The 22,941-nt window shown below is 65.4% G+C and carries 21 protein-coding genes; 8 read left to right on the forward strand and 13 right to left on the reverse strand.

Translation table 11 applies throughout. From position 1 onward, the window contains the following. Nucleotide 1: 1 nt before the first annotated feature. From LIX00_RS09035 to LIX00_RS09045, 3 genes are all read left to right on the forward strand, one after another. Complete coding sequence (locus LIX00_RS09035; protein ID WP_227352864.1) at nt 2–1,195, forward strand: glycosyltransferase; 1,194 nt, start codon at nt 2–4, stop codon at nt 1,193–1,195. A gap of 88 nt (nt 1,196–1,283) precedes the next feature. Beyond that, nucleotides 1,284–1,442, forward strand: a complete 159-nt coding sequence (locus LIX00_RS09040; protein ID WP_227352865.1) for a DUF1059 domain-containing protein — start codon at nt 1,284–1,286, stop codon at nt 1,440–1,442. A gap of 75 nt (nt 1,443–1,517) precedes the next feature. Then, the gene (locus tag LIX00_RS09045; RefSeq protein WP_227352866.1) at nt 1,518–2,648 is read left to right on the forward strand and encodes an ORC1-type DNA replication protein; all 1,131 of its coding nucleotides are present in this window, start codon (nt 1,518–1,520) and stop codon (nt 2,646–2,648) included. Nucleotides 2,649–2,688: 40 nt separating this feature from the next. Here LIX00_RS09045 and LIX00_RS09050 read toward each other — a convergent pair whose 3' ends face one another. Together LIX00_RS09050 and LIX00_RS09055 are read right to left on the reverse strand one after the other, a co-directional pair. Next, nucleotides 2,689–3,114 (reverse strand): helix-turn-helix domain-containing protein, encoded by a 426-nt coding sequence (locus LIX00_RS09050; RefSeq protein ID WP_227352867.1) that lies wholly within the window; start codon nt 3,112–3,114, stop codon nt 2,689–2,691. A gap of 33 nt (nt 3,115–3,147) precedes the next feature. Continuing rightward, complete coding sequence (locus tag LIX00_RS09055; protein ID WP_227352868.1) at nt 3,148–3,321, reverse strand: hypothetical protein; 174 nt, start codon at nt 3,319–3,321, stop codon at nt 3,148–3,150. 133 nt (nt 3,322–3,454) lie between these two features. Here LIX00_RS09055 and LIX00_RS09060 point away from each other — a divergent pair, with 133 nt between their 5' ends. Together LIX00_RS09060 and uvrB are read left to right on the forward strand one after the other, a co-directional pair. Next, a complete protein-coding gene (locus LIX00_RS09060) occupies nt 3,455–3,898 on the forward strand; it encodes an ester cyclase (protein ID WP_227352869.1) in 444 nt (147 codons plus the stop codon). Between the two features lie 93 nt (nt 3,899–3,991). Then, nucleotides 3,992–6,058, forward strand: a complete 2,067-nt coding sequence (gene uvrB / locus LIX00_RS09065) for an excinuclease ABC subunit UvrB (RefSeq protein WP_227352870.1) — start codon at nt 3,992–3,994, stop codon at nt 6,056–6,058. 42 nt (nt 6,059–6,100) lie between these two features. Here uvrB and LIX00_RS09070 read toward each other — a convergent pair whose 3' ends face one another. After that, nucleotides 6,101–7,234: an SPFH domain-containing protein gene (locus tag LIX00_RS09070; protein ID WP_227352871.1), complete on the reverse strand. Its 1,134-nt coding sequence runs from the start codon at nt 7,232–7,234 to the stop codon at nt 6,101–6,103. Between the two features lie 113 nt (nt 7,235–7,347). On the opposite strand from LIX00_RS09070, the gene LIX00_RS09075 reads away from it, so the two are divergent. Beyond that, entirely contained in the window at nt 7,348–8,520 is a 1,173-nt protein-coding gene (locus LIX00_RS09075; protein WP_227352872.1) for an HD domain-containing protein, read from the forward strand. Here LIX00_RS09075 and LIX00_RS09080 read toward each other — a convergent pair. From LIX00_RS09080 to LIX00_RS09090, 3 genes are read right to left on the reverse strand one after another with little or no spacing between them, the layout of a single operon-like run. Then, nucleotides 8,510–9,427 carry a carbohydrate ABC transporter permease gene (locus LIX00_RS09080; RefSeq protein ID WP_227352873.1) on the reverse strand — a complete coding sequence of 306 codons (918 nt, stop codon included), beginning with the start codon at nt 9,425–9,427 and terminating at the stop codon, nt 8,510–8,512. The two genes, LIX00_RS09075 and LIX00_RS09080, sit on opposite strands and share 11 nt — an antisense overlap. A 1-nt stretch (nt 9,428) precedes the next feature. Beyond that, on the reverse strand, nt 9,429–10,385 hold the full coding sequence (locus LIX00_RS09085) for a carbohydrate ABC transporter permease (RefSeq protein ID WP_438267038.1): 957 nt from the start codon (nt 10,383–10,385) through the stop codon (nt 9,429–9,431). A gap of 4 nt (nt 10,386–10,389) precedes the next feature. Beyond that, a complete protein-coding gene (locus LIX00_RS09090) occupies nt 10,390–11,796 on the reverse strand; it encodes an extracellular solute-binding protein (RefSeq protein WP_227352874.1) in 1,407 nt (468 codons plus the stop codon). A gap of 231 nt (nt 11,797–12,027) precedes the next feature. Between LIX00_RS09090 and LIX00_RS09095 the strand changes: the two genes are divergently transcribed. Further along, nucleotides 12,028–12,264, forward strand: coding sequence for a DUF8028 family protein (locus LIX00_RS09095; protein WP_227352875.1), 237 nt, complete (start codon nt 12,028–12,030; stop codon nt 12,262–12,264). A gap of 87 nt (nt 12,265–12,351) precedes the next feature. Here the strand turns inward: LIX00_RS09095 and LIX00_RS09100 are convergent, their stop codons facing one another. Together LIX00_RS09100 and LIX00_RS09105 are read right to left on the reverse strand one after the other, a co-directional pair. After that, entirely contained in the window at nt 12,352–13,551 is a 1,200-nt protein-coding gene (locus LIX00_RS09100) for an ABC transporter substrate-binding protein (RefSeq protein WP_227352876.1), read from the reverse strand. Nucleotides 13,552–13,735: 184 nt separating this feature from the next. Continuing rightward, a complete protein-coding gene (locus tag LIX00_RS09105; RefSeq protein WP_227352877.1) occupies nt 13,736–14,746 on the reverse strand; it encodes a S66 family peptidase in 1,011 nt (336 codons plus the stop codon). Nucleotides 14,747–14,923: 177 nt separating this feature from the next. Between LIX00_RS09105 and LIX00_RS09110 the strand changes: the two genes are divergently transcribed. Continuing rightward, nucleotides 14,924–15,721 (forward strand): alpha/beta fold hydrolase, encoded by a 798-nt coding sequence (locus LIX00_RS09110; RefSeq protein ID WP_227352878.1) that lies wholly within the window; start codon nt 14,924–14,926, stop codon nt 15,719–15,721. A 93-nt stretch (nt 15,722–15,814) separates the two neighbouring features. On the opposite strand, the gene alaS is transcribed toward LIX00_RS09110, so the two are convergent. The 5 genes from alaS to LIX00_RS09135 all read right to left on the reverse strand — a co-directional run bounded on the left by alaS (nt 15,815) and on the right by LIX00_RS09135 (nt 22,941). Beyond that, a complete protein-coding gene (alaS, locus tag LIX00_RS09115) occupies nt 15,815–18,586 on the reverse strand; it encodes an alanine--tRNA ligase (protein ID WP_227352879.1) in 2,772 nt (923 codons plus the stop codon). Between the two features lie 50 nt (nt 18,587–18,636). After that, nucleotides 18,637–20,313 carry a hypothetical protein gene (locus LIX00_RS09120; RefSeq protein ID WP_227352880.1) on the reverse strand — a complete coding sequence of 559 codons (1,677 nt, stop codon included), beginning with the start codon at nt 20,311–20,313 and terminating at the stop codon, nt 18,637–18,639. Next, on the reverse strand, nt 20,310–21,053 hold the full coding sequence (locus LIX00_RS09125; RefSeq protein ID WP_227352881.1) for an ABC transporter ATP-binding protein: 744 nt from the start codon (nt 21,051–21,053) through the stop codon (nt 20,310–20,312). Before LIX00_RS09125 ends, LIX00_RS09120 begins: the two co-directional genes overlap by 4 nt. 181 nt (nt 21,054–21,234) lie before the next feature. Further along, complete coding sequence (locus LIX00_RS09130; protein ID WP_227352882.1) at nt 21,235–21,846, reverse strand: GNAT family N-acetyltransferase; 612 nt, start codon at nt 21,844–21,846, stop codon at nt 21,235–21,237. 114 nt (nt 21,847–21,960) lie between these two features. After that, complete coding sequence (locus tag LIX00_RS09135) at nt 21,961–22,941, reverse strand: replication factor C small subunit (RefSeq protein WP_227352883.1); 981 nt, start codon at nt 22,939–22,941, stop codon at nt 21,961–21,963.

Raw genomic sequence — 22,941 nt, forward strand, 5'->3', positions numbered from 1 at the left:
CATGGCACGCATACTCGTCCTCTGTTCCCGCACCCCCTACCCGCTCGTCGGGGGCGCGAAAGTTAGACTGTTCAACACCGCCCGATTGCTCGCGGACGACCACACCGTCGACCTCCTCGTCGTCGACGAATCGCCGGTCGACCAGTCGGCCGTTTCGGCGCTCGACGAGGCGTTCGACGACGTGACGGTGTTCTCCTACCCGGGGTATCGATTCCACCTGAACACCGTTCCCGGTCTCGCCTCCCGCCGCCCGCTCCAGACGCACTACTTCTCGTTTTCCGCCGTGGAGCGGTGGCTGGACGGGAACCTCCGGAAGTACGACTTGGCGTTCTGCAACCACGTGCGGACGACGGAGTACGTCCGCGGGTACGACATCCCGAAGGTCGTCGATTTCGTCGACGCGATATCGCGGAACTACGAGGCGTCCGGCGAGCACGCGGAGGGCATCTGGCGGGCGATATACCCGATAGAATCGCGACGCTTGCTCCGATACGAGCGCAGAATCGCCGAGGAGTTCGACCACTCGTTCATCATCACCGAGGAGGACAAGCGGTACGTCGAGGGGTCGAGTCGGTACGAGTCGCTGTCCGTCCTCCCCAACGGCGTCAAAGGCGAGATACTCGAACGCGGGCGGGACGACGCGGAACCGGACGCCCCGGAAGACGGGGCGCGCCTCGTTTTCCTCGGGAAGATGGACTACTTCCCGAACGAGGACGCGGCGACCTTCTTCGCCGAGTCGGTCTTCCCGCGCGTCCGCGCCGACCGTCCGAACGCGGAGTTCCTCGTCGTCGGCGCGAGTCCGACCGAGAGGGTTCGAGCGCTCGATTCGCTCCCCGGCGTCACGGTGACGGGCTTCGTGGACGACCCCGTCGACTACCTCGAAGACGCTCACGTCGTCGTCGCCCCCATGCGACACGGGGCGGGCCTCCAGAACAAGATCCTCGAAGCCATGGGACTCGGCAAGGCCGTCGTCACGACGCCCCTCGGTCGGGAGGGCATCGACGCCGAGAGCGACGAACACCTCCGCGTCGGGGAGACGCCGGACGAGCTCGCGCGACAGGTGGTCGAGTTGCTGGACGACGGGGCGGAGCGCGAGCGAATCGGCCGACGGGCGCGGGAGCGCATCGAGGAGCGGTACACGTGGGAGGAGATTCGACCCCGACTGCTCGGGCGGGTGAACGACGTGCTCGGGTAGAACCGAAGGGTACCGCCTCGGGCCAGAAACGTTACTTCCGCGCGTCTCGTCACCGCTTCCACCCCGACGAGGGGGGAGGTGAAACGACATGGCACACCAGTTCGAATGCACGCAACAGGACTGCGACTTCATGGTACGGGCGAACGACGAAAACGAAGTCGTCGACGTGGTGCAGGAACACGCGCGGGAGAAACACGGCATGTCGATGGAGAGAAACGACATCCAAGGCGCGATACGACAGCGATAACCCACCAGTCGCCTTTTCGCCGACACTATTGTCGCTGGCGAAGGATTAAGTACCTCGGGAAGCGTGGTGAAAGTGATGGCAGACGACCCCGACGAGGGGATGTTGTCGTGGGACGAGTCGGTGTTCCGCGAGGAGCACGTCTTCGAAATCGACTACGTGCCGGAGACGTTCGAACACCGCGCATCCCAGATGCAGAGCCTGCAGTACGCGCTCCGCCCGGCGGTTCGCGGGTCGCGCCCCCTCAACGTCATGGCACGCGGTCCGCCCGGAACTGGCAAGACCACCGCCGTGCAGAAGGTGTTCGACGAGCTTTCGGCCCAGACCGACGTGCGAACCGTGCGCGTCAACTGCCAGGTCGATTCGACGCGCTACGCTATCTTCTCTCGCATCTTCGAGGGCATCTTCGAGTACGAACCGCCGTCCAGCGGTATCTCGTTCAAGAAGCTCTTCCGACAGATAACGGACAAACTGGTCGAGGACGACGAGGTGCTCGTGGTCGCGCTGGACGACGTGAACTACCTGTTCTACGAGGGCGAGGCCTCGGACACGCTCTACTCGCTCCTGCGCGCCCACGAGGCCCACAGCGGGGCGAAGATCGGCGTCATCGTCGTCTCCTCCGACCTCAACCTCGACGTCATCGAGGAACTCGACACGCGCGTCCAGAGCGTCTTCCGCCCCGAGGACGCCTACTTCCCGGTGTACGACCGCAACGAGATAGTGGACATCCTCGGCGAGCGCGTGAAACGCGGCTTCCACGAGGGCGTCATCGGCCCTGACGTGCTCGACCGCGTGGCCGAACTCACCGCCGAGAGCGGCGACCTCCGCGTCGGCATCGACCTGCTCCGCCGGGCCGGACTGAACGCCGAGATGCGCGCCAGCCGAACCGTGAGCCTCCAGGACGTGGAGGACGCCTACGAGAAATCGAAGTTCGTCCACCTCAGCCACAGCCTCCACGCGCTGAGCGACAACGAGGTCGCGCTCGTCCGCGTCATCGCCGAACACGACGGCGAACAGGCGGGCGACGTGTACGAAGCCTTCCACGACGATACCGATTTGGGCTACACGCGCTACTCGGAGATCATCAACAAACTCGACCAACTCGGCATCATCGACGCGACCTACACCAACGTCGAGGGGCGCGGGCGGTCGCGGTCGCTGTCGCTGCGGTACGACCCGGACGCGGTGCTGGCGAGGCTCGAAGACTGAGGGTCGGCCGCCGTTTTCTCGGAATCCGAATCCCCGCCGACTACGACGTCTCCGCGACGAACTCCTTGACGATGCGACTCTCGGCCCGGTGAAGCAGCCTGCTCGCCGCCGATTTGTGGACGTCCAACGACTCGGCCAGTTCGGTGACGGTACAGCCGCGAGGGGTATCGTAGTAGCCGCACCGAACCGCCTCGGTGACGATCTGGCGCTGGCGTTCCGTGAGAAGCTCCCCCGAGTCGTACGACTGGGTCAGCGACAGAACTCGGTACGGGATGTCGGCCGCCGCTAACTCGTCCGTGTACTTCGACAGCCGTTCGTGCGAGGCCACCAGGGTCACGGAGAACCATCCGTCGCGAAGGACGGTCGGATAGAGCGAGACGTTCTTCGACCTAAAGAGCGGGTCGTACGCCCTCGTAACCGAGGTCGTGAACCGAATCAGCACCGTTCGTTCGTCGGCGTGGAGCACCTCCGGCGCGCGCGCCTCGGGCGCGCTCTCGAATCAGCGAACGACCTCGTCCCCCTTCGACGTCCGAACTTCGAGGATCACGTGCGCACCCTCGTCCCGCAGTTGGGTCGCCAGCAATCGGAACTCGGCGTCGGGGAACTCGGTGGAGATTCCGGCCAACCAGCCGTCCACCGCCGTCCCGTCGAGTTGCAACCGGATTCGGGGCATAGCATCACGAAGTCGGCCGCCGAGTCGCTTAAAGATGGGAACCAGTTCCCACTCCGACTCACGGGGATCCTCCGCCTACTAGCTCGCGCGGGTCGCGGATTCGCCGCGACCCGAGAACGGAGAGTAAGAATCCATGACGAACGCATCAACGACCGCCCGACAAGAACGGAACAAGAAACTCGCCCGCCGTATCCCCGAGGACGTCTTCGCGGAGGGGAACCTCGACCTGCTCGACGAACTGTACGCCGAGGACGCCGTCGAACACACCCCCTTCGGAGAGCAGCGCGGTCGAGCGGCGATCAGAGAGTCCTTCGAGGGCTTTCTCGCCGCGTTCCCCGACATCACCCAGACCGTCGAGGACGTCGTCGCCGAGGGCGACACGGTCGCCGTGCGAATCACGAGCCGCGGGACGCACGAAGGCGAGTTCGTGGGAATCGAAGCGACCGGAAAGGAGATCGAGGTACAGCAAACGGCCTTCGTCCGCATCGAGGACGGGAAGATCGCCGAACGGTGGCTCCTCCCCGATAACCTCGGACTACTCCGACAGATCGGCGTCGTCGAGTTCCCCGTCGAATAGCGCCGAGGTCGGGACTCGACGCACCGGTCGTCGGGAGCACACCGACCCGGCAAACGACCGTCTCAAGTAGCTCGAATCCCTACGGAAGATACCATGAGCGACACGCAGTCGGGGCCACTCAGGCCGGACGACCCGGACGCGGAAACCGACTTCGGGGTGGACGCCCCCTTCGACCCGGCGGGCGACCAACCGGAAGCCATCGAGCAGTTGGCGGCGGGGTACGAGCGGGGAATGGACAAACAGACGCTCCTCGGCGTCACGGGATCGGGGAAGACCAACACCGTCTCGTGGGTGGTCGAAGAGATTCAGAAACCCACGCTGGTCATCGCGCACAACAAGACGCTGGCGGCGCAGTTGTACGAGGAGTTCCGCAACCTCTTTCCGGACAACGCGGTGGAGTACTTCGTCTCCTACTACGACTACTACCAGCCCGAAGCCTACGTCGAGCAGACCGACACCTACATCGACAAGGACGCCTCCATCAACGACGAGATCGACCGCCTGCGCCACTCGGCCACGCGCTCACTATTGACCCGAGACGACGTCATCGTGGTCGCCTCCGTCTCCGCGATTTACGGGCTGGGCGACCCGCGCAACTACGAGGAGATGAGCCTCCGCCTCGAAGTCGGACAGGAGATCGACCGCGAGGAACTGCTCGCCCGCCTCGTGGACTTGAACTACGAGCGAAACGACGTGGACTTCACGCAGGGGACCTTCCGCGTCCGCGGCGACACCGTCGAAATCTTCCCGATGTACGGGCGCTACGCGGTTCGCGTCGAACTGTGGGGTGACGAGATCGACCGGATGGTGAAGATCGACCCCCTCGAAGGCGAGGTGAAGTCCCAGGAACCCGCCGTGCTCGTCCACCCGGCGGAGCACTACTCGATTCCGGAACAGACGATGGAGGAGGCCATCGCGGAAATCGAGGAGGACTTGGAGAACCGAATCCGCTACTTCGAGCGCAACGGCGACCTCGTGGCCGCCCAGCGAATCGAGGAGCGCACCACCTTCGACTTGGAGATGATGAAGGAGGCGGGCTACTGCTCGGGCATCGAGAACTACTCGGTCTACCTCTCGAACCGCGACGTGGGGGACGCCCCCTACACCCTGCTCGATTACTTCCCCGACGACTTCCTCTGCGTCATCGACGAGTCCCACCAGACGGTGCCGCAGATCAAGGGCCAGTTCGCGGGCGACAAATCGCGCAAGGATTCGCTCGTGGAGAACGGCTTCCGCCTGCCCACCGCCTACGACAACCGCCCGCTCACCTTCGAGGAGTTCGAGGAGAAGACCGCGAAGACGCTCTACGTCTCGGCGACCCCGGCGGACTACGAGCAGGAAGTGAGCGAGCAGGTGGTCGAACAGATCGTCCGCCCGACCCACCTCGTCGACCCGAAGGTCGAGGTCAGCGACGCCTCCGGGCAAGTGGACGACCTGATGGCCCGCATCGACGCCCGCGTCGAGAACGACGAGCGCGTGTTGGTGACGACCCTGACCAAGCGGATGGCCGAGGACCTCACCGAGTACCTCGAGGAGGCGGGCGTCGCCGTCGAGTACATGCACGACGAGACGGACACGCTCGAACGCCACGAACTCGTCCGGGGGCTTCGACTGGGCGAGTTCGACGTGCTGGTCGGCATCAACCTGCTCCGCGAGGGACTCGACATCCCCGAGGTGTCGCTGGTCGCCATCCTCGACGCCGACCAGCAGGGGTTCCTGCGCTCCGAGACCTCGCTCGTCCAGACGATGGGGCGCGCGGCCCGGAACGTCAACGGCGAGGTCGTCCTCTACGCCGACGAGGTGACCGACGCGATGGACGCCGCCATCGACGAGACGCAGCGCAGGCGGCACATCCAGCGGGAGTTCAACGAGGAGCACGGCTTCGAACCCCATACCATCGACAAGGAGGTCTCGGAGGCCAACTTACCGGGGAGCAAGACCGACACCAGTGGCGTGACCGGAACAGACCCCGAAACGGACGAGGAGGCCGCCGAGTACGTCGCCGAACTCGAAGAGCGGATGCAGGAGGCCGCGAGCAACCTCGAGTTCGAACTCGCCGCCGACATCCGCGACAGAATACGGGACGTTCGCGCGGAGTTCGAGGTGGATACGGGCGTCGAACCGGAGGGCGGCGTCGAACCCGAACTCGACGAGTTCTGAGCGGGTCGCCCGCTCTCGCCGCGACCGCTCAGCGCCGACTTCTCAGCGCGATTTTTCGACCGACTCGCGTTCGCGCTCGTCGGCGATTTCGGTCACGTCGACCGCGTCGTCCAGCTCCGCGAGCGTCGCGTCGATGTCGTCGAGTCCGAGCAACGCCTTCGTCTCGGGATCGAACTCGTTCGGTTCAAGCGTCGTTCCGTCGCCGCGAACGTCGCTCCCCGTGAGGTGTTTCCCGAACCGCCCGAAGAGCGAGGTGAGTTCCTGCGGCAGGACGAACGTCGTCGAATCGCTCGTGCCGATTCGCTGCAGCGACTCCAGCCCTCGCTCCACGATGGCGCGTTCGCCCATCGATTCGGCGGACTTCGCGCGGAGGACGGTCGAGACCGCGTCACCCTGCGCCTCCAGAATCTGGCTCTGCTTTTCACCCTGCGCGCGGATGACGTTGGACGCCTTCTCGCCCTCCGCCCGTTCGACGGCGCTCCGGCGCTCGCCCTGCGCTTCGAGGATCATGGCGCGGCGCTTGCGCTCGGCGCTGGTCTGCTGTTCCATCGCCCGCACCACGGGCTGGCTGGGGAGCACTTCCTTCACCTCGACGCTCTCGACGCGAATCCCCCACTCGTCGGTCGGCGCGTCGATCTCCCGCTGGAGGCGGGCGTTGATCTCGTCCCGGCGACTGAGCGTATCGTCGAGTTGCATGTCGCCGATGACCGCCCGGAGCGTCGTCTGGCCGAGATTCATGACGGCCTTCTCGTAGTCGTCGACTCCGAGGTACGCGCGCTCCGCGTCCATCACCCGGACGTAGAGCACGGCGTCGGCGGTGACGGGCGAGTTGTCCTCGGTGATGGCCTCCTGTCGCGGCACGTCGAGCACCCGCGTCCGCACGTCGAAGCGGTGGGTGGCGCTCACGAACGGCGGGACGAAGTGGAGGCCGGGGCCGAGCAGACCGCGGTACTCGCCGAACACCGTCAGCGCCCGCTTCTCGTACGGACCGACTATCTCCACCGCGCTGTTCACCGTGACCGCCGCGAGGGCGAGCAGGAGGAGTCCCGCAACCGTCACCGGATTCAGCGACGGGAGGGCCAAGAGAACGAACAGGACGATAGCGGCGGCGAGGAGGGCCTTCGCCGCGCTCACCCCTCGGGAGAGTTTGCCGAGGTAGTAGAAGGGGTGTGCCATACCGGAACTATACGCACCAATCGCTTAACAGTTCTGTTGGGGCGGGCGGCGAATCTTTCACCGCGGTGTCCAAAAATCGGACGCTTTACCACGCGTCCCGACGACGCCACCCCATGCAGGCCATCAAGGACAGCGTCCACGACTACGTGGAACTTCCCCCCGTCGTCGAGGCGTTGCTGGACACCGCCCCCGTCCAGCGACTTCGGCACATCAAGCAGCTGAGCACCGTCCAACTCGTCTACCCCTCCGCGAACCACACGCGATTCGAACACAGCCTCGGGGTCGCCCACCTCGCGGGGCGGGCGCTCGACCTGCTCGAAATCGAAGGGCAGCGGGCGAACGCGGTGCGGGCCGCCGCGCTCCTCCACGACGTGGGCCACGGTCCCTACGGCCACCAGACCGAGGGTATCATCGAGCGCCGACTGGGCAGACACCACGACGAGGTCGGCGACCTGCTCTCGTGGGGGGAAATCGCGGACGCGCTCGAACGCCACGACCTGAACCCCGAGGAGGTCGCCGCGCTCGTCGCGGGCGAGGGCGAACTCGGCCAACTCGTCGCCGGGGAACTCGACGTGGATAGAATGGACTACCTCGTCCGCGACGCCCACCACACCGGCGTCCCCTACGGGACGGTCGATTACGGCCGCCTCCTCGGCGCGCTCCGGTTCGCCGACGAACGACTCGTGCTGGCAGAGGGGAACGTCCAGACCGCCGAGAGCCTGCTGGTCGCTCGCGCGCTGATGAACGCGACGGTCTACCGCCACCACGTCTCGCGAATCGCCGGGGCGATGCTGGAGCGGACGAGCGAACGACTGCTCGATTCGACCGACTGCACCCCCGAGGAGTTCCGACGATTCACCGACGCGGAACTGCTCGCGGCGTTACGGGACTGCGCGGAGACGGCCGAGATGGCCGACCGGATCGCCGGACGAAAGCTGTTCAAGCGCGCCGTCTGGGCCGAGTGGGAGGCGGTACCCGCCGAAATCGTCGCGGCGGACCACGCCGAAGTGCGGGAGTTCGAGCGCGACATCGCAACCGCGGCCGGAGTGCCGCCGGAGGCCGTCCTGCTCGACAGCCCCGGCGAGCCGAGCATGCCCGAGTCCTCCACGCGCGTCGTCGTCGACGGCGAAGTCCGGCGGTTGGCCGACCAGTCGCCGCTCGTCCGGGGGCTCCAGGCCTCCCAGCGAACCCAGTGGCGATTGGGGGTGTACGCCCCCGACGAGCGGACCGACGAGGTCGAACGGGCGGCGAAGGCGGTGCTGGGCCTCCGCGACGTCACTCCTTGAGCGCGCCCGCCGTCAGACCGCTGACGATCCTTTCCTGCGCCACGACGACGAGGATGGCCACGGGGAGAACGCCGACGATGCTCGCCGCCGCCATCAGGTTGTAGAACGCCTGAAACTGGCCCTGGTAGTTGAGGATACCCCAGACGATGGGCGCCCAGTGTTGGGGCTGTCCGTCGGTCATCAGGAACGAGAAGAAGAACTCGTTGTAGACCTGGATGAACGTTAGCACTCCCGCCGTCGCCACGCCGGGCGCAGACAGCGGGATGATGATACGAAACAGCGCGCCGATTCGGGTCGATCCCTCGACGCGCGCGGCGTCCTCCAGGCCGTCCGGAATCTGGCTGTAGAACGTCGTGAGGATGAACACCGTGAGTGGCATGTACAGTCCGCTGAACGGCGTGACGAGCGCCCCCGGCGTGTTGAACCAACTCGGACTCGAAACGCCAAACACCGAGACGTTGCCGGTAAAGAAGTTGAATAAGGGCAGAATGAACGCCGCGGGCGGGAAGTACGAGATCGCCAGCAGGAGGAGCAACAGCCCGGTTCGGCCGCGGAACTCCAGTCGACCGAAGGCGTACCCCGCGAAACTCCCGACGAGGAGGACGACGACGGTCGTCGCCAGCCCGATGACGATGCTGTTGAACATGTAGCGATGGAACGGGAGAAGTTGGAACATCTCGACGAACGCGCCGGGGTTGAACCCCTTCGGGACGAGTCCCATATCGACGATCCTGTCGAGCGGCGTCAGCGCGAGCACCAGCAACCAGTAGAACGGAAACAGCGTCGTGATGATGAAGAAGACGGCGGCGACGTAGAACATCGCCCGGTACGCCTTCTGCGGGTTCCGGATCGTACTCTGCACCCAGCGCGTGTACGGTCCTTCCTCCGGCTGGTGTTCCTCCGCCATGTTAGCTCACGTCCGCGAACCAGACGATGTACACCATCGCCACCGATCCCACGATGAGCGCTGTGATGAACGCCACCGCCGCCGAGGTTCCGTATCGACCCGAACTGAACGTATCGACCACGAGGCAGGTGAGCGTCGGTACCGTGCTACAGCTCGTTATCGTCTCGACGGTTCCGAACACCCGCATCGCCTGGATCGTTCGGAACAGCATCGCCACCATGAGCGTCGGCAGGACGAGCGGGAGCGTGATCATCTTGAACATCTGCACTCTCGACGCGCCCGACACGCGACCGACCTTGTACAGCGTTCGGTCGACGCTCTGAAGCCCGGCGAGGATGAGCAGGGCCATGAACGCCGACGCCTTCCAGATGTCGGCGACGATGAGAATTATCATCGAATCGACGCTGTTGATGAGCGGCGTCGGCGTGAAGATGCCGAGATCTTGCATCACGCTCGACCCGAAGCCGATGCCGGGCTGGAACAGCAGGTAGAAGATCATGCCCTGGATGGCGATGGGCACCGCCCACGGGATGATGATGGCGACGCGCACCCAGCGCCGCCCCCGGAAGTCCTGGTCGAGCACGAGCGCCTGCCCGAACCCGATGATCGTCTCGAACGCCACCGAGACGATGGTGAAGATAAGCGTCACGACGATGGCACTCGAAAACGGCTGGCTCAGGCTCAAGAACGGATTCCCGAGGATGCTGTCCCGCTCGCCCGTCAGGAGAGCGACGTAGTTTTCGAGTCCGACGAACTCGTCGACGTACCCGCCGCCGAAGAGGTTGTCCGCGTGCAACGACAGTTCGAACGTCCGAATCAGCGGCCAGAACGCCATCGCACCGACCAGCAGGAACGCCGGGAGGATGAGCAGGTAGGCGAACTGCTCTTCGTCCATCCGCTCCGTCCAACTGGCGGGGCGTTTGACCCACGCCCACACGGATCGTCGCTCCGCACTCATCGGGTCAGAGGCTCCCTTCGATGTCCTGCAGCGTACTCTGGAGCGCGGACATCGCCGGTTGCGGAGCCTGCTGCTGGGCGAGCGCGCCGTTCACACGGTCGGCGATGGCCGTCGACTCGTCCGGCCAGACGACGGTGACGGGGCGCGGAATCGCCGTTTCACCGGCTAGCCGGAGCGTGTCGAGGTAGTTACCCCAGATGCTCACCTGCTGGGCGCGCTGGCTTTGCAGGTAGGTGTTGTCGGGCGGCACGTAGCCGAGAGTCCGGAACTCGAACTCCCGGAAGGGAACCTTGGCGACCGCGTTGAGCACCTGCACGGCGGCCTGTTTGTTCTGAGAGTTCGGATTGAGTGCGAGGTGCCACCCACCGAGCGCGGCGGCGGTTCCGCCGGTTCCCTCGTACTTCGCCTGATTCGGCCTGACGCCGTACGGAATCGGCATGACGCCGAGCCGGTCGCCGAACTTCTGAGCCGCGTCGTAGAGACCGGACGGCCACCAGCGCATCGCCACGGCGTTCTCGTTCATGAACGCCGACTGCGACGGCCCTTCGGTCCACTGCAAAACCGCCTGCGGGGAGATCTGCTGGTATCCCTGCATCGAGAACTGATCTTGCTGGCCGTGGATGAACGTGCGACCCATTCGGAGCGCCTGAATCACGGGCTGTTCGTTGACCGTGATGGGTCGCTCGCCGACCGGGCCGAAGAGGTTGTCGCGGCCGCCGAAGTACGCGCCGCCCCACGTCGTCATCAGTTCGTTGAACGTACAACAGGACAATCCTTCGTAGGCGCTCGCCTGCCACGAGTAGCCGTACTGGGTGTTCTGCTGTTGTTGCGTCTTGCTGATGACGTTCGAGAACCGTTTCCACGATATGGGTTCGGTGGCCCAGTTCTGACCGTCCGGGTCGAATCCCGCGTTGGTCACCCAGTCCTTGCGATACTGGATGGTCGGCAGGTCGGTGAAGTACGGCACCGCGTAGAGGTCGCCGTTCGGCGCCGAGGCGGTGTTGACGCTGGCCGTGAAGTTGTCCTGTTTGATGCGGTTCAGCGAACTCTGCGATAGCTCCTGGTTCAGGTTGGCTATCTGCCCTCGGGCGATGAACGGAATCGTCCACCCGCTGTCCATCCGGAGGATGTCCGGCTGGTTACGGCCGGCCTGCAACCATTGACGGTACTGTTGTTGGACGTCGTCGGAGATGTTCGAGGTTACGATGACCTCGATGTTGATGTTCTGGGGCAACCCCGCGTTGTGGAGCGCCTGATTTATCTTGCCGACGTTCTGCTTGTCGACCGGATTACCGGCCCACTGGATCGTAGTTTGTCCCTGTCTCGCTGCCGTGGCAAGCCCCGAGAGTCCGGAAAGTGCCCCGGTTGCGCCGACGGTCTTAACGAACCGTCGGCGCGTCGATCGTGTCATGTGTTCCCCCACCACTGACCGGGTACCATTGGTGCCCCCAAAGGCATTACTCATCAGTAGACACGGTTCGTATCATAATCGTACAACTCTCCGTCGTTGGTTGAACCGATCTCGATGAATCCGGATGGAAGCGCCCTCAGTCGGAATCGGGCGCGATCCGCCTCGCTTATACGTTCGGTAAGATGGATTATGTGACGAATAGTATTCACCAAACCCGTCGTGGATTCGAATATGTCCGCGATGGAACTCGTCACCGCGCTCGTCGCACAGGTTATCGTTGTCCCGATACAGTTCGTCAGCTTCTGGGTGTCCGTGACCCTGCCCCTGTTCTACGTTCCGCTTCTGTTCACCGAACTCAGGCCCGGTGCGAGCATCTTCGTCGTCTTGTTAGCGATTCACCTCCTCTCGCTGATGGTGGGTCACGGATACGGACGGGAGGAAACGCCGCGGTCGGTGAACGTCGAGTAAACGTAGGGACGAACGCAGCGGGAACGCGAGGACGGAAGCGGTCGGCGGTGAAAGGGGCCGATTCGGTTCGCCGGCGCGGAACGTCCGTCAGAACTTCCCGCCGATAACGTTCGCGAGTTTCTGCCGGTCGAACAGTTGCTCGTCGGCGGGGATTTCCGGATACGGTTCGCCGGTCACGTAGCCCGGCCACTCGCCGAACCGCTCGGGATACAGCTGTTTGGCCGTCATCTCCAACTGGAACAGGTTCATTATCGGACCCTGATACCGCATCCCTGCCGCGTAAAAGCGGTCGTTCCGGATGGCCGAGAGCTTCCGTCCGGCGGGGTGGCTCTCGATTTTCTTCTGAATCTCGTCGATGTAGTATCCCGGCGAGATTCCCCAGAGGTGGAGGATAACGTCCGGGTCGGCGTCGAGCATCGTCTCCAGATCGACCGTCCCCCAGAGGTTCGGCCAGTCTTTCTCCGCGAACGCATCGATCGCGCCCAGCGGACGCGTGTCCGCCAGCCAGTAGCCGGGTTTGTTGAGGTGGTAGGTGTAGAACGACCCGTCGTTGTAGGTGACGCGCACGGCCGTCGGTCGCTCGTTTTTCGGCGGGAGCTTTTGTTCTATCGTCGAGAGCACGTTCGCGTGAATCTCCGCGAGCGCCCGAGCGCGCTCCTGCTCCCGAAAGACCGCCGCGACCTTCTCGAACATCTCCCACAGGCCGTAGTACCGATACCCCTTCCGGTAACCTTCCGGCGGCTTATCGTGGGTACCGCTGTAGAAGTTTCCGAACCACGGACCGACGTTGTTTCGAACGTCCTCGATGTCGGACTTCGACCAGCCGTTTTGGGTGCTGACGTACGCGGGGTCGACGAGGTGGACATCGCTATCGAGTTTGTAGAGCAGCTCCCTGTTCAGCCCGTTCTTCAGGGGGTCGGGAAGCCCCTTCCACTCGAAGGAGACGCCGTCCAGCCGGTCGTAGTATGTGTTCATCGTCTTGCCGGACATTTCGGGGACGTAAATCGAGTTCACCGCATCGCCGTGACCGAGCGCGACCGCCATATCCGCGTACTGCGGGAAGATCGTGAAAACGCTCTCCGGGACGTCCTCGAACTCGACCGTCCCCATCGGTGCCATCGTCACCGAATGGGAGTCGGCGTTCGCGGTCGTTCCGTTCGGAGCGTCTCCGCTCCCCCCGTTCGAACCGTCGCTCGTACAGCCCGCCAGTAGTCCACCGCCGACGAGGGCAGCACCGCCCTTGACGTACTCGCGGCGGGTCGGAATCTCCGCAGGTGTTCCGGACATATGCTTTTAGGCTTGCCTAAACACCGACTTAGAGGTTTTGATTCGACTAAAAACAGCCGTCCGACATAAATCGAGTCGTCCGCAATCGCATTCGCGCGTTCGTCGGACCCGGAGATGACGAAAGGACGAGATTTCGTATCTCGACATGCAGTTTATCGCGGTCGTCGATACGGACGACCGCGCCTCAGCGAAACCGAATCGTTCGGCTCGAGCCGTCGATCTCGACCTCGGCTCCGATGGGGAGCGGTAACACGGGAGCCGGGTGGCCGAAATCGAGGTCGAAGACGCACGGCACGTCGGCGTACTCGTCGACGGTACCCGCTATCGCCTTCCGCTGTTCGCGGCGGTACCGATCCCGAGCGGCGCGGTCGCCGCCGGGCGTCTCCGGTTTCCCGACGAGGACGCCCTCGAGGTCGTCGAGGACGCCGCGCTCTCCGAGCGCCATGAAGAACCGTTCGACCTCGCTCGCGCCGGGCGTTTCTCCGGAGGTTTCGACCGCCAGAACGGAGCCCGAGAGCGCGTCGCCGCCGAAGCGGGGCGACCCCGCCAGTAGTTGCGTCCGGAGCATCGAGAGGCACCCGCCGACGACCGGGGCGACGACTCGTCCGTCGGCCCCGTGCCAGTGCCAATCGTCGGCCGGAAACCACGTTCGCGTCGTTCGTTCGTCGAAGTCGTAGTACTCGTCCGTCCAGTGAGACGCCGGCCGGACAACGCCGAACGGCGTCGCCGAGAGCGCGCGCGAGACGTTGGCGCGCGTGTAGGGGTGTATCGCGGGGTCCGCCGTGAGGTCGGGGAAGAGCTGTCCGCCGTAGAACGAGACGAGTCCGGCGCGGTTCAAAAACAGGTGGAGGTGGGTGTTATCGCTCGAACCGAAGAATCGCTTCGGATTCCGGCGGACGACCTCCTCGTCCAGATGGTCGAGGATCTGGAGTTCGCGGTTCCCGCCCATCGCGGCGACGACGGCGTCCACCTCCTCGTCCCGGAACGCCGCCATCACGTCCGCCGCCCGCGCTTCCGGATTGTCGCGGAGCCAGTCGGTGCTTCGAGTCGCCGTCTCGTACACCTTCGGTCGGACGCCGAACGACCGGAGGCGGCGCAGTCCCTGTTCGAATCCGTCCGGCGGGGCGTGCGAGGGGGCGACGACGGCGACCGTGTCGCCCGCGGTGACCGGCGGCGGGTACTCGCAGTCTGGCATCGCGTGAACGAAAACCGGGCGACGGGTTACGCATTACGGCCGGCGATGAATCGAATGTCGCTATAGGAAATCGAGCTGGCGGCGGTTCGAGGCTCCGGACGAGAGGAGCAGTCGTTCGAATGTGCTACTCGGTTGAAACGCGGTGGGACTATCCGGTCGAACGGTCTACGTTACACCATGCCGTACCTTTCCGCGAACGACGAAACGCGGCTGTACTACACCGATCTCGGCGACGGTCACCCGGTGGTGCTGATTCACGGCGACATGATGAGCGGCCGACTTTGGGAGCGCCAGACGTCGTTGCTGGCGGACCGTTACCGCCTCGTCGCGCCCGATCTCCGCGGTCACGGACGATCGGACGCGCCGATGGGGGAGTACTCCGTCTCCGTCTTCGCCGAGGATCTCCGAGCGCTGATCGAAACCCTCGACCTCGAAGACGTGACGCTGGTCGGCTGGTCCTACGGAGCGCTCGTGGCGGGGACGTACCTGCGAAAATCCGACGACAGGATTCGAGACGTCGTCCTCGTTTCATCGGTGTTGTTTCACCGCTTGGCCAGCCCCGACGAGGACGTGTTCGTCAACTTCAGCGATCTCGTGGAGGATCTGAAAGCGCGCCGCCCCGAGCTGGTGTGGGAGCTGTTGGACGAACTGTTCGGCGATCGAGCGGGCGGCCGGACGAAACGGTGGGTGTGGCACGTCTGCATGGAGTCCGCGCTCCACGCCAACGTCGGGGTATTCGAGGATTTCGCGACGATCGATTGGTCCGGTCTGCGCGAGACGTTCGCAGAGTTCGACCGACCCGCGGCCGTCTTTCACGGCGCGCAGGACGACTCCGCGACGCCGGAGGACGTCGAAACGGTCGCACGCGATATCCTACGGGACGGATCGTCCGCCGTCTTCGCGGAGAGCGGTCACTTCCCGTTCCTCGTCGAAACCGAGCGGTTCAACCGCGAGATAACGGCGTTCGTGGGATAAAGCGGCTCGGTCGGCACCCTCGCCCGGCGGCGGAGTCGCTCGACGGTGAACTCGCCCCGTCGGGTTTCCGAGTATCGATAAAACGAGTCCGGATCAGGCGTTCTGAATCTGCTTCAGCACGTCCGGTGCCTCCGCGAGCGCCTCGTCCAGTTTGTCGGCGTCGGGACCGCCGCCCTGCGCGAAGTCCGGCGGACCGCCGCCGCCCCCGCCGACGCGGGAAGCGAGTTCGCCGACGACCTCGCCCGCGTTCAGGGAGACGCCGTCGGGAACCGCGACGACGAACTGCGCGCCCTCGGCGCCGCTGCCGAGGACCGCGACCTTCCCCTCGTCTGAGAGGGCGTTCGCGGTCGCGCGGAGTTCGTCCATGTCGGCGTCGATGCGCTGGACGACCGCCGTCGTGTCGCCGATTTCCACCTCCTCGCCGCCGCCTCCGCCGCTGGCGCGGGCTTCGGCGAGTTGTTCTTTCAGGGATTCGATCTGCTTGCCGCGCTCTTTCCACTCCTCGAAGAACCGCTCGGCCGTGTCCGGAACCTCCGGGGGAGCGACGTCGAGGACGTCCGCGGCGGCCCGGAGCGAGTCGTCGGTTCGCTGGGTGGCCTCGATGGCGGCGTCGCCCGCGGCGAACGTGAGTCGTTCGACGCCGTCCTGCACGCGCTCCGTGTTCAGAATCTTGATACAGCCCACGTCGCCGGTTCGGCGGACGTGGGTACCGCCGCAGGCCTGCACGTCTTCCGCGACGTGGATGAGTCGGATGTTCGTCCCGGCGGGGATTCCGCCCTGATAGAGGTCGAAGCCGAACTCCTCTTCGGCCTCGTGGCGGTTGGGCCACTCCTGTTGGACCGTCGTGTTCTCCATCACGATGTCGTTGGCGAGGAGTTCTATCTCCTTGGCCGTCTCGCGGTCGATGCGCTCGTAGTGGCGAACGTCGATGCGCGAACTGTCGGTGCCCTTCTGCGCGCCGGCCTGTCGGATGTGGTCGCCGAGTATCTGGCGGGCCGCGTGGACGACGATGTGCGTCGCCGTGTGGTGGCGCATCAGCCTGCGGCGACGCTGGGCGTCTATCTTCCCGCGGACGATGCCGCCCTTGTCCACCGGTTCGTCGGTGCGGTGGAGGACGACGCCGTTCCGAATCTGGGCGTCGGTGACCTGCACCGTCCGCTCGTCGGTCGAGAGTGTTCCGTGGTCGCCCGGTTGTCCGCCGCCTTCGGGGTAGAACATCGTCTGGTCGAGCACCACGTCGTAGCCCTCCTCGCGCTCGAACACGTCGAGGACCACGGCCTCGAAGTCGGTTCGGTTCTGGTCCTCGTAGTAGAGGCGCTCGGTCTTCGGGAGGTCGTCGAGGCGGTCGTCCTCGGCTTCCTTCTCCTCGAAGGCCTGCCCGCCGTCGTGGCGCTCCGCGACGAGGCTGTAGAAGTCGTCCGGAACGTTCACCGAGACGCCGAACTCGTCGGCGATCTCCTCGACCATGTCGGGCTGGAGTCCGTGGGAGTCGTACAGTTCGACGAGCGTCTCGGTCGGAATCGGCTTGCCCTGCTCGGCGTGGTCGCGGGCGATGCGGCGCACGCGGCGGCCGCCCTGCTCCAGCGTCTCGCGGTACTTCTCGACCTCCGTCCGGACGATGTCGCGGATGGTGTCGCGGTTCTCGTAGCTGAGACGCTCGGCCTGCATGTCCACGAGTTCGTCCAGCGGCGCGTCGACGCCGACGTTGTCGCAGAGGCGCTTGGTGCGTCGGAGCACCATCCGGGCGAGGTAACCGGTGGAGACGTTGCTCGGGACGATGCCGTCGCCGAACATGTAGGCCATCGTCCTGCTGTGGTCGGCGATGGCGTAGATGGTCTCCAGCGGCACCATCAGCGCTTCGAGACGCGACGTGGAGACGTCGAGTTGGTCGGCGATGTTGTCGCGAGCCGCCTCCATGTCCTCGGCCTCGTCGATGTCCATGTGGCCCGCCAGCTTCGCCGCGCGGTGGACGAGTTCCTCTTCCTCCTCGGAGTGTTCGAGTCCGGCGTTATCCCTCAGGAACTCTATCATGTCCGGGTAGACCGCCTCGTAGACGGTCGGCGTCCCTTGGGACACCCACGTCCAGCGTTCGAGTCCGTACCCGGTGTCCACGATGTACGTGTCCATCTTCGAGTAGCGGTTCCCGTCTTTCATCTCGTACTCGCCCTCGGGGTCCTGCTCCATCGACATGAAGACGAGCGTGGCGAGTTCGACGCCCCTGTAGATGACCTCTATCGCGGGGCCCGCGTTGCCGCCGCCGACCCACGGGTCCTCGATGTAGATTATCTCCTCGGGGTTCGCGCCCATCGACTCGAAGAACTCGTCGCAGTAGGCGACGGTCTGGTCTTTCCAGTAGACCTCACCCTCGTAGGCGTACTCCTTCTCGGCGTCCTCGCGGACGTTGAAGGCGTGGTGGGCCATCATCTCGAACGCCATCGTGTGCCGACCCGTCTTCCCCACGTTGTCGATGTCCTGCATCCGGATGCAGGGCTGGCTGATGGTCAGCGGGTTCGCCGGCGGCGGGGTCTGGCCCGACGTTATCAGCGGCTGGAAGTCGTAAATCGACGCTTGGGTCAGCAGCACGTCGTCGCGCCAGCGGTTCGCCGCCACCGGATAGGGGTCGATTCGCTCGTGGCCGTGCTCCTCGAAGAACGAGAGGAACGCCTCCCGCATCTCCGAGAGCGAGTACTCCTCGTCGAGGCTCGGGTTGTCGATGAACCCGTACTCCTCGCACGGGGGTTCCCCGCACGTCGTTCGGTCGTGGTCGCGCGTCCAGAAGTGGGCTCCGCACTCGGAGCACTCCTTTCGCACGAAATCATTTTCCTCGAAATAATCGAGGCGGTACTCCTCCTCGAGTTCGCTCATTCTTGGTAGTTCTACGCCCATCGGTGCGTAAAACAGTTCCGCAAGGCCGCTCAGCCGAGGACGTACGATTCGAACCGCCGAGCGGCGTACCGGTACGCGACCGGCGGCGTGACGACGCCGAGCAGCACCGCCACCGCACCGCCGACGACGCGGAGCGCCATGGTCGGAATTTCGACCGGTCGCCAGAGCAAGGTCGACCAGAACGTTATCGCGTTCGAAACCAGCGACGCGCCCTCCGGCACCGCCGCGACGGCCGCGCCGACGAATCCGGCGAGCAGCGCGACCGTGTAGACGACGAACGCGGTCTTGCTCGGGACGACGACGCGTCGGCTTCGCGTGACCCGCACCTCGCCGAACCGCGGGAACACGGTGCCGACGCCGACGGCGACGACCGCTCCGGCCACCCCGAGCAGGGCGCTCGCGGCGGTGAGCGCCAGCCAGACGTCAGGTTCGAGGGGACTCAGCGCGCCCGAGACGGCGGTCGCAACGACCACCAGGGGGAGGGTGACGAGCGTGGCCGCGAGGACGTGCCCCCGGACGAACTGCTCGCCGCGGAGCGTCGAGGTGAGCGTCACCGGGAGCATCGCCCCCTCGTCGCCGAGCGGGTTGAGCGCCGTCGCGCCGACGACCCACGCGCCGTAGAGCGCGACGATGACGGGGAACCCCGACGGAATCTCGCCCGACGAGACGACCTCTTGGAGGAAGCCGGTGAAGAAGAACACGGGGTAGACGGCGTAGATGAGCCGAATCGGGGCTCGCTTCGTCCGCCGCCAGACGTTCGCCGTCACCGAGCGGGTCGGTCGGGAGGCGACGCCCGCGAGGGGTCCGTCCCCCGAGAGGAACCCGTCGTCGGCGCGTTCCTTCGATCGGTCCGTCTTCGGTCGCTTCCCGCTTCCGGGTTTCACGGCGTCGCCGTACCAGAGTCGAGTCGCCGCCCGCACGTCGAGCAGTAACAGGACGGGAACGGCGACCAGAAAGAGGGCGAGCGCGCCGAGCATCCGCAGCGGGGAGGGCTCGGCCGCCGGAAAGCCGGCGACCAGCACGTCGCCGAACCACGCCGTCGGAGCGTCCTGCAGGTGGCGTCCGAGTTCGACCATCGCCGAACCGAGCGCGTTCGACATGATGGCCGCGAAGTACGCGACGAAGATGGCGGCGAAGACGAGCGTCTTGTAGCGCGCGAGCAGTTTCGAGCGCGCGAACGCCATCTTGAACAGGACGCCGAGCAAGTGTCCGACGAGCAGCGCGAGGACGAGCAGCGCGGCGGCCGCTGAGACGATGGCGACGAAGGGGACCGGCGAGCCGAGAACGACCGCCCACGTCGCGCTCAGGGCGAGCAGCGGAACCGCGGCGACCGACGACACGCGGGCGAACTCCGCGAGCAGCAGGCCGCCGACCACGTCGCGGGCGGGAACCGTCGTCAGAATCCCGGTTTCGTGGTCGATGCGGGCGGTCTTGCCGACCGCCCGCGCGGCGAGCATCACGACGATGCCGAGCGACGCGACCGCCGTCGCGCCGCGCGCTCCGTCGAGCAGGAAGGGTAGCTCGGCGATTCTATCGCCGAAACGGTAGACGGCGTAGCTCCCGCCGACGGTCGCGCCGCCGACGAACACCAGGACGAAGACGCCCATGCCCAGCAACTGCATCGGATTCTTCGCCACGGCGCGGACGCTCCTAAGGTACTCCACGCGGGCGATTCGAACGCTCTTTCGGGGCGTCGGCCAGTTCATTGCTCCACCGGCCGCGCCGTCTCGTCGCCGCTCGTCACGTCGAGGAACACCTCTTCCAGCGTCTGCTCTCGCTCCGCGCGGTGGGTGAGCCGGTCCGGCGAGTCCTCGGCGACGAGCGACCCGTCGGACAGCACGCCGACCGTGTCCGCGAGCTCCTCGACCACGGGGAGGATGTGCGTCGAGAGGAAGACGGTCATGCCGTCGTCGGTGAGTTCCGAGATGAGGTCGCGCACGGTGCGAGCGGCGCGGGGGTCGAGCCCCGAGGTGGGTTCGTCCAGGAAGACGACCTCCGGTTCGTGGAGGACCGCCTGAATCGTCGCCACCTTCTGTTTCATCCCCTTCGAGTAGGTGCTCACGCGCTCGTCGGCGTCGTCGGCGAGGTCGAGGCGGTCCAGCAGGGTGTCGATGCGGTCGTCGGCGTCCACGTCGCGCAGTCCGGCGACGTACTCCAACTGCTCGCGCCCGGTGAGTTCGTCGTACAGCGGCGGTTCTTCCGGAAGAAATCCGATGCGAGAGACGACGGCGTCCCGGTCGTCGATGGGCCGCCCGGCGACTCGCGCGGTGCCGCTCGTCGGGCGGGTCAGCGTCGTCAGCATCCGCATCGTCGTCGTCTTCCCCGCGCCGTTCGGGCCCAAAAAGCCGTAGACGGATTCGGCGGGAACCGTGAGGTTCAGATTCGAAACGACCGCGGTATCGTCGAATCGTTTCGTCAGTCCGTCGGTTTCGATGGCGAGCGTCATCGGAGCACCTCGGAACCGGGGAGGGTGGTACTGTAAACCGCGACTGCGTCGGGGACGGTTCGAACCATGCACCAGTGACGGTGCCGAGGTGTGAAAAAAGCGACTGAACCGTTCGTCGGTTTCCGGCCGTGCTATGGCGGCGTCTCCGACGGGGTCACCGCGCGCCGCGAGGTCGCACGAACTACCGCGGGTTCGTCGCGGACTCGTACTCCTCGCGCGTGATGGAGTACCGGTGTTGGTCGGTCACGTCGCCGTTCGGTCGCGATTTGTACTGCCGGAGCAGTCCCTCGTGGCGGCCGCCGAACGCCTCGACGTACGACTCGATCATCCGGCGCGAGCGCTCGTTTCCGGCCGCGACCGTGGTGTAGTAGGCGTCCAGGTCGAATCGCTCGAACGTCAGTTCGACCATCGCTCTCGCCCGCTCCCTGCCGTAGCCCCGGCCCCAGAATCGCTTCGCGAGGACGATCCCCGACCCGGCTCGTCGCTCGTCCCACTCCGGGCCGAACGCGGCGAGTCCGGCGAGTTCGCCCGCGCCGTCCTCGCCGGACTTCGGTCGAACGGTGTACCTCGCCGTCTCGCGGTCGTTCCACTGCGATTCGGCGTGTTCGACGAACCGCGCCGCGTCCGAGAGCGTCCGGAAGCGAAACCACGGCATGTGCTCGGTCGCGTCGGTTCGCCACGAGTCGGTCGAACAGAGGTCGTAGAGTTCGAAGACGTCGGTGCTCTCAGAGGGGATTCGTTCGAGGACGAGGCGGTCGGTCTCGATTCGCTCGGGAAAGATGGATTCTGCCACGGTCCTTAGAGAGAACCGGCACCCTTCAAACGGTTCGGGTGGTGGACAAGTCTACCGCAAGACACAAGAGGTTATAAACCGTCGTCCTAATCGTGACTCTGTCTCGTTCGCCGGTTACTCCCGGTCGAGCGCCAGCGAGGCCAGCATCGCTTCGAGTTGCACGCGCTCGTTCGCGCCTTCCGTGATGCGGTAGTCGGCTTCCCCGACCTGTTCGAGGACGCGCACGGCGTCCTCGTCGTCCAAGTCGAACTCCCAGACCGAGCGGTGGAGTTGGTCGATGATGTCGCCGCCCGCCATACCGCGCTCGGTGAGCAGTTCGTCCAGTTTGGAGCGCGCCCGGGTGAAATCGCCGACCAGCGTGTCTTGCACCATCTCCTTGATGTCCTCGGGTCGCGCCGTGCTCGTGATGACGAAGACGCTCTCCTCGTCCACCCGCTCGCCCATGACCGCGGCGGCCTGCAGTGCGTTGATGGCCTTCCGCATGTCGCCGTCCGCCGCGTAGACGAGCGCGTCGACGCCGCCCTCGGTCGTCTCGATTCCTTCTTGCTCGGCGATGAAGCGGATTCGCTCGGCGACCGCCTCGTCCGAAATCGGGGCGAACCGGAAGACGGCGCACCGCGACTGGATGGGGTCGATTATCTTCGAGGAGTAGTTACACGACATGACGAAGCGCGTCTTGTCGGAGAACTGCTCCATCGTCCGGCGGAGGGCGGCCTGCGCGTCGTTCGTCAGCGAGTCCGCCTCGTCTAAGAAGATTATCTGGAAGTCCACCGGGCCGGGATCGTGCCGGGCGAAGTTCTTTATCTGGTCGCGCACCACGTCGATGCCGCGCTCGTCGGAGGCGTTCAGTTCGAGGAAGTGCGACTGCCAGCTATCGCCGTACAACTCCTTGGCGATGGCGACCGCGCAGGTCGTCTTTCCGATGCCCGCCGGGCCGGAGAAGAGCAGGTTCGGCAGGTCGTTCTTCTCGATGTAGCTCTGCAGTCGCGCCGTGATGTCCTCGTGGCCCGCCACCTCGTCCAAGGTCTGCGGGCGGTACTTCTCGACCCAGATGGTTCCGCGCCCGGGGACGGTTTCCGATTCGGCCTCGCTCAT

The organism is Haladaptatus salinisoli (genome assembly GCF_020614375.1).
GTDB classification, from domain to species: Archaea; Halobacteriota; Halobacteria; order Halobacteriales; family Haladaptataceae; genus Haladaptatus; species Haladaptatus salinisoli.

What these genes read in the sequence shown, in the direction of transcription:
- LIX00_RS09055 (WP_227352868.1), bottom strand. Translation starts at nt 3,321, where the DNA reads ATGCCCCGAATCCGGTTGCAACTCGACGGGACGGCGGTGGACGGCTGG.
- LIX00_RS09105 (WP_227352877.1), bottom strand. Translation starts at nt 14,746, where the DNA reads ATGCCAGACTGCGAGTACCCGCCGCCGGTCACCGCGGGCGACACGGTC.
- LIX00_RS09040 (WP_227352865.1), top strand. Translation starts at nt 1,284, where the DNA reads ATGGCACACCAGTTCGAATGCACGCAACAGGACTGCGACTTCATGGTA.
- LIX00_RS09035 (WP_227352864.1), top strand. Translation starts at nt 2, where the DNA reads ATGGCACGCATACTCGTCCTCTGTTCCCGCACCCCCTACCCGCTCGTC.
- LIX00_RS09125 (WP_227352881.1), bottom strand. Translation starts at nt 21,053, where the DNA reads ATGACGCTCGCCATCGAAACCGACGGACTGACGAAACGATTCGACGAT.
- LIX00_RS09100 (WP_227352876.1), bottom strand. Translation starts at nt 13,551, where the DNA reads ATGTCCGGAACACCTGCGGAGATTCCGACCCGCCGCGAGTACGTCAAG.
- LIX00_RS09090 (WP_227352874.1), bottom strand. Translation starts at nt 11,796, where the DNA reads ATGACACGATCGACGCGCCGACGGTTCGTTAAGACCGTCGGCGCAACC.
- LIX00_RS09045 (WP_227352866.1), top strand. Translation starts at nt 1,518, where the DNA reads ATGGCAGACGACCCCGACGAGGGGATGTTGTCGTGGGACGAGTCGGTG.
- LIX00_RS09110 (WP_227352878.1), top strand. Translation starts at nt 14,924, where the DNA reads ATGCCGTACCTTTCCGCGAACGACGAAACGCGGCTGTACTACACCGAT.
- alaS (WP_227352879.1), bottom strand. Translation starts at nt 18,586, where the DNA reads ATGAGCGAACTCGAGGAGGAGTACCGCCTCGATTATTTCGAGGAAAAT.
- uvrB (WP_227352870.1), top strand. Translation starts at nt 3,992, where the DNA reads ATGAGCGACACGCAGTCGGGGCCACTCAGGCCGGACGACCCGGACGCG.
- LIX00_RS09085 (WP_438267038.1), bottom strand. Translation starts at nt 10,385, where the DNA reads ATGAGTGCGGAGCGACGATCCGTGTGGGCGTGGGTCAAACGCCCCGCC.
- LIX00_RS09120 (WP_227352880.1), bottom strand. Translation starts at nt 20,313, where the DNA reads ATGAACTGGCCGACGCCCCGAAAGAGCGTTCGAATCGCCCGCGTGGAG.
- LIX00_RS09075 (WP_227352872.1), top strand. Translation starts at nt 7,348, where the DNA reads ATGCAGGCCATCAAGGACAGCGTCCACGACTACGTGGAACTTCCCCCC.
- LIX00_RS09080 (WP_227352873.1), bottom strand. Translation starts at nt 9,427, where the DNA reads ATGGCGGAGGAACACCAGCCGGAGGAAGGACCGTACACGCGCTGGGTG.
- LIX00_RS09060 (WP_227352869.1), top strand. Translation starts at nt 3,455, where the DNA reads ATGACGAACGCATCAACGACCGCCCGACAAGAACGGAACAAGAAACTC.
- LIX00_RS09070 (WP_227352871.1), bottom strand. Translation starts at nt 7,234, where the DNA reads ATGGCACACCCCTTCTACTACCTCGGCAAACTCTCCCGAGGGGTGAGC.
- LIX00_RS09095 (WP_227352875.1), top strand. Translation starts at nt 12,028, where the DNA reads ATGTCCGCGATGGAACTCGTCACCGCGCTCGTCGCACAGGTTATCGTT.
- LIX00_RS09135 (WP_227352883.1), bottom strand. Translation starts at nt 22,941, where the DNA reads ATGAGCGAGGCCGAATCGGAAACCGTCCCCGGGCGCGGAACCATCTGG.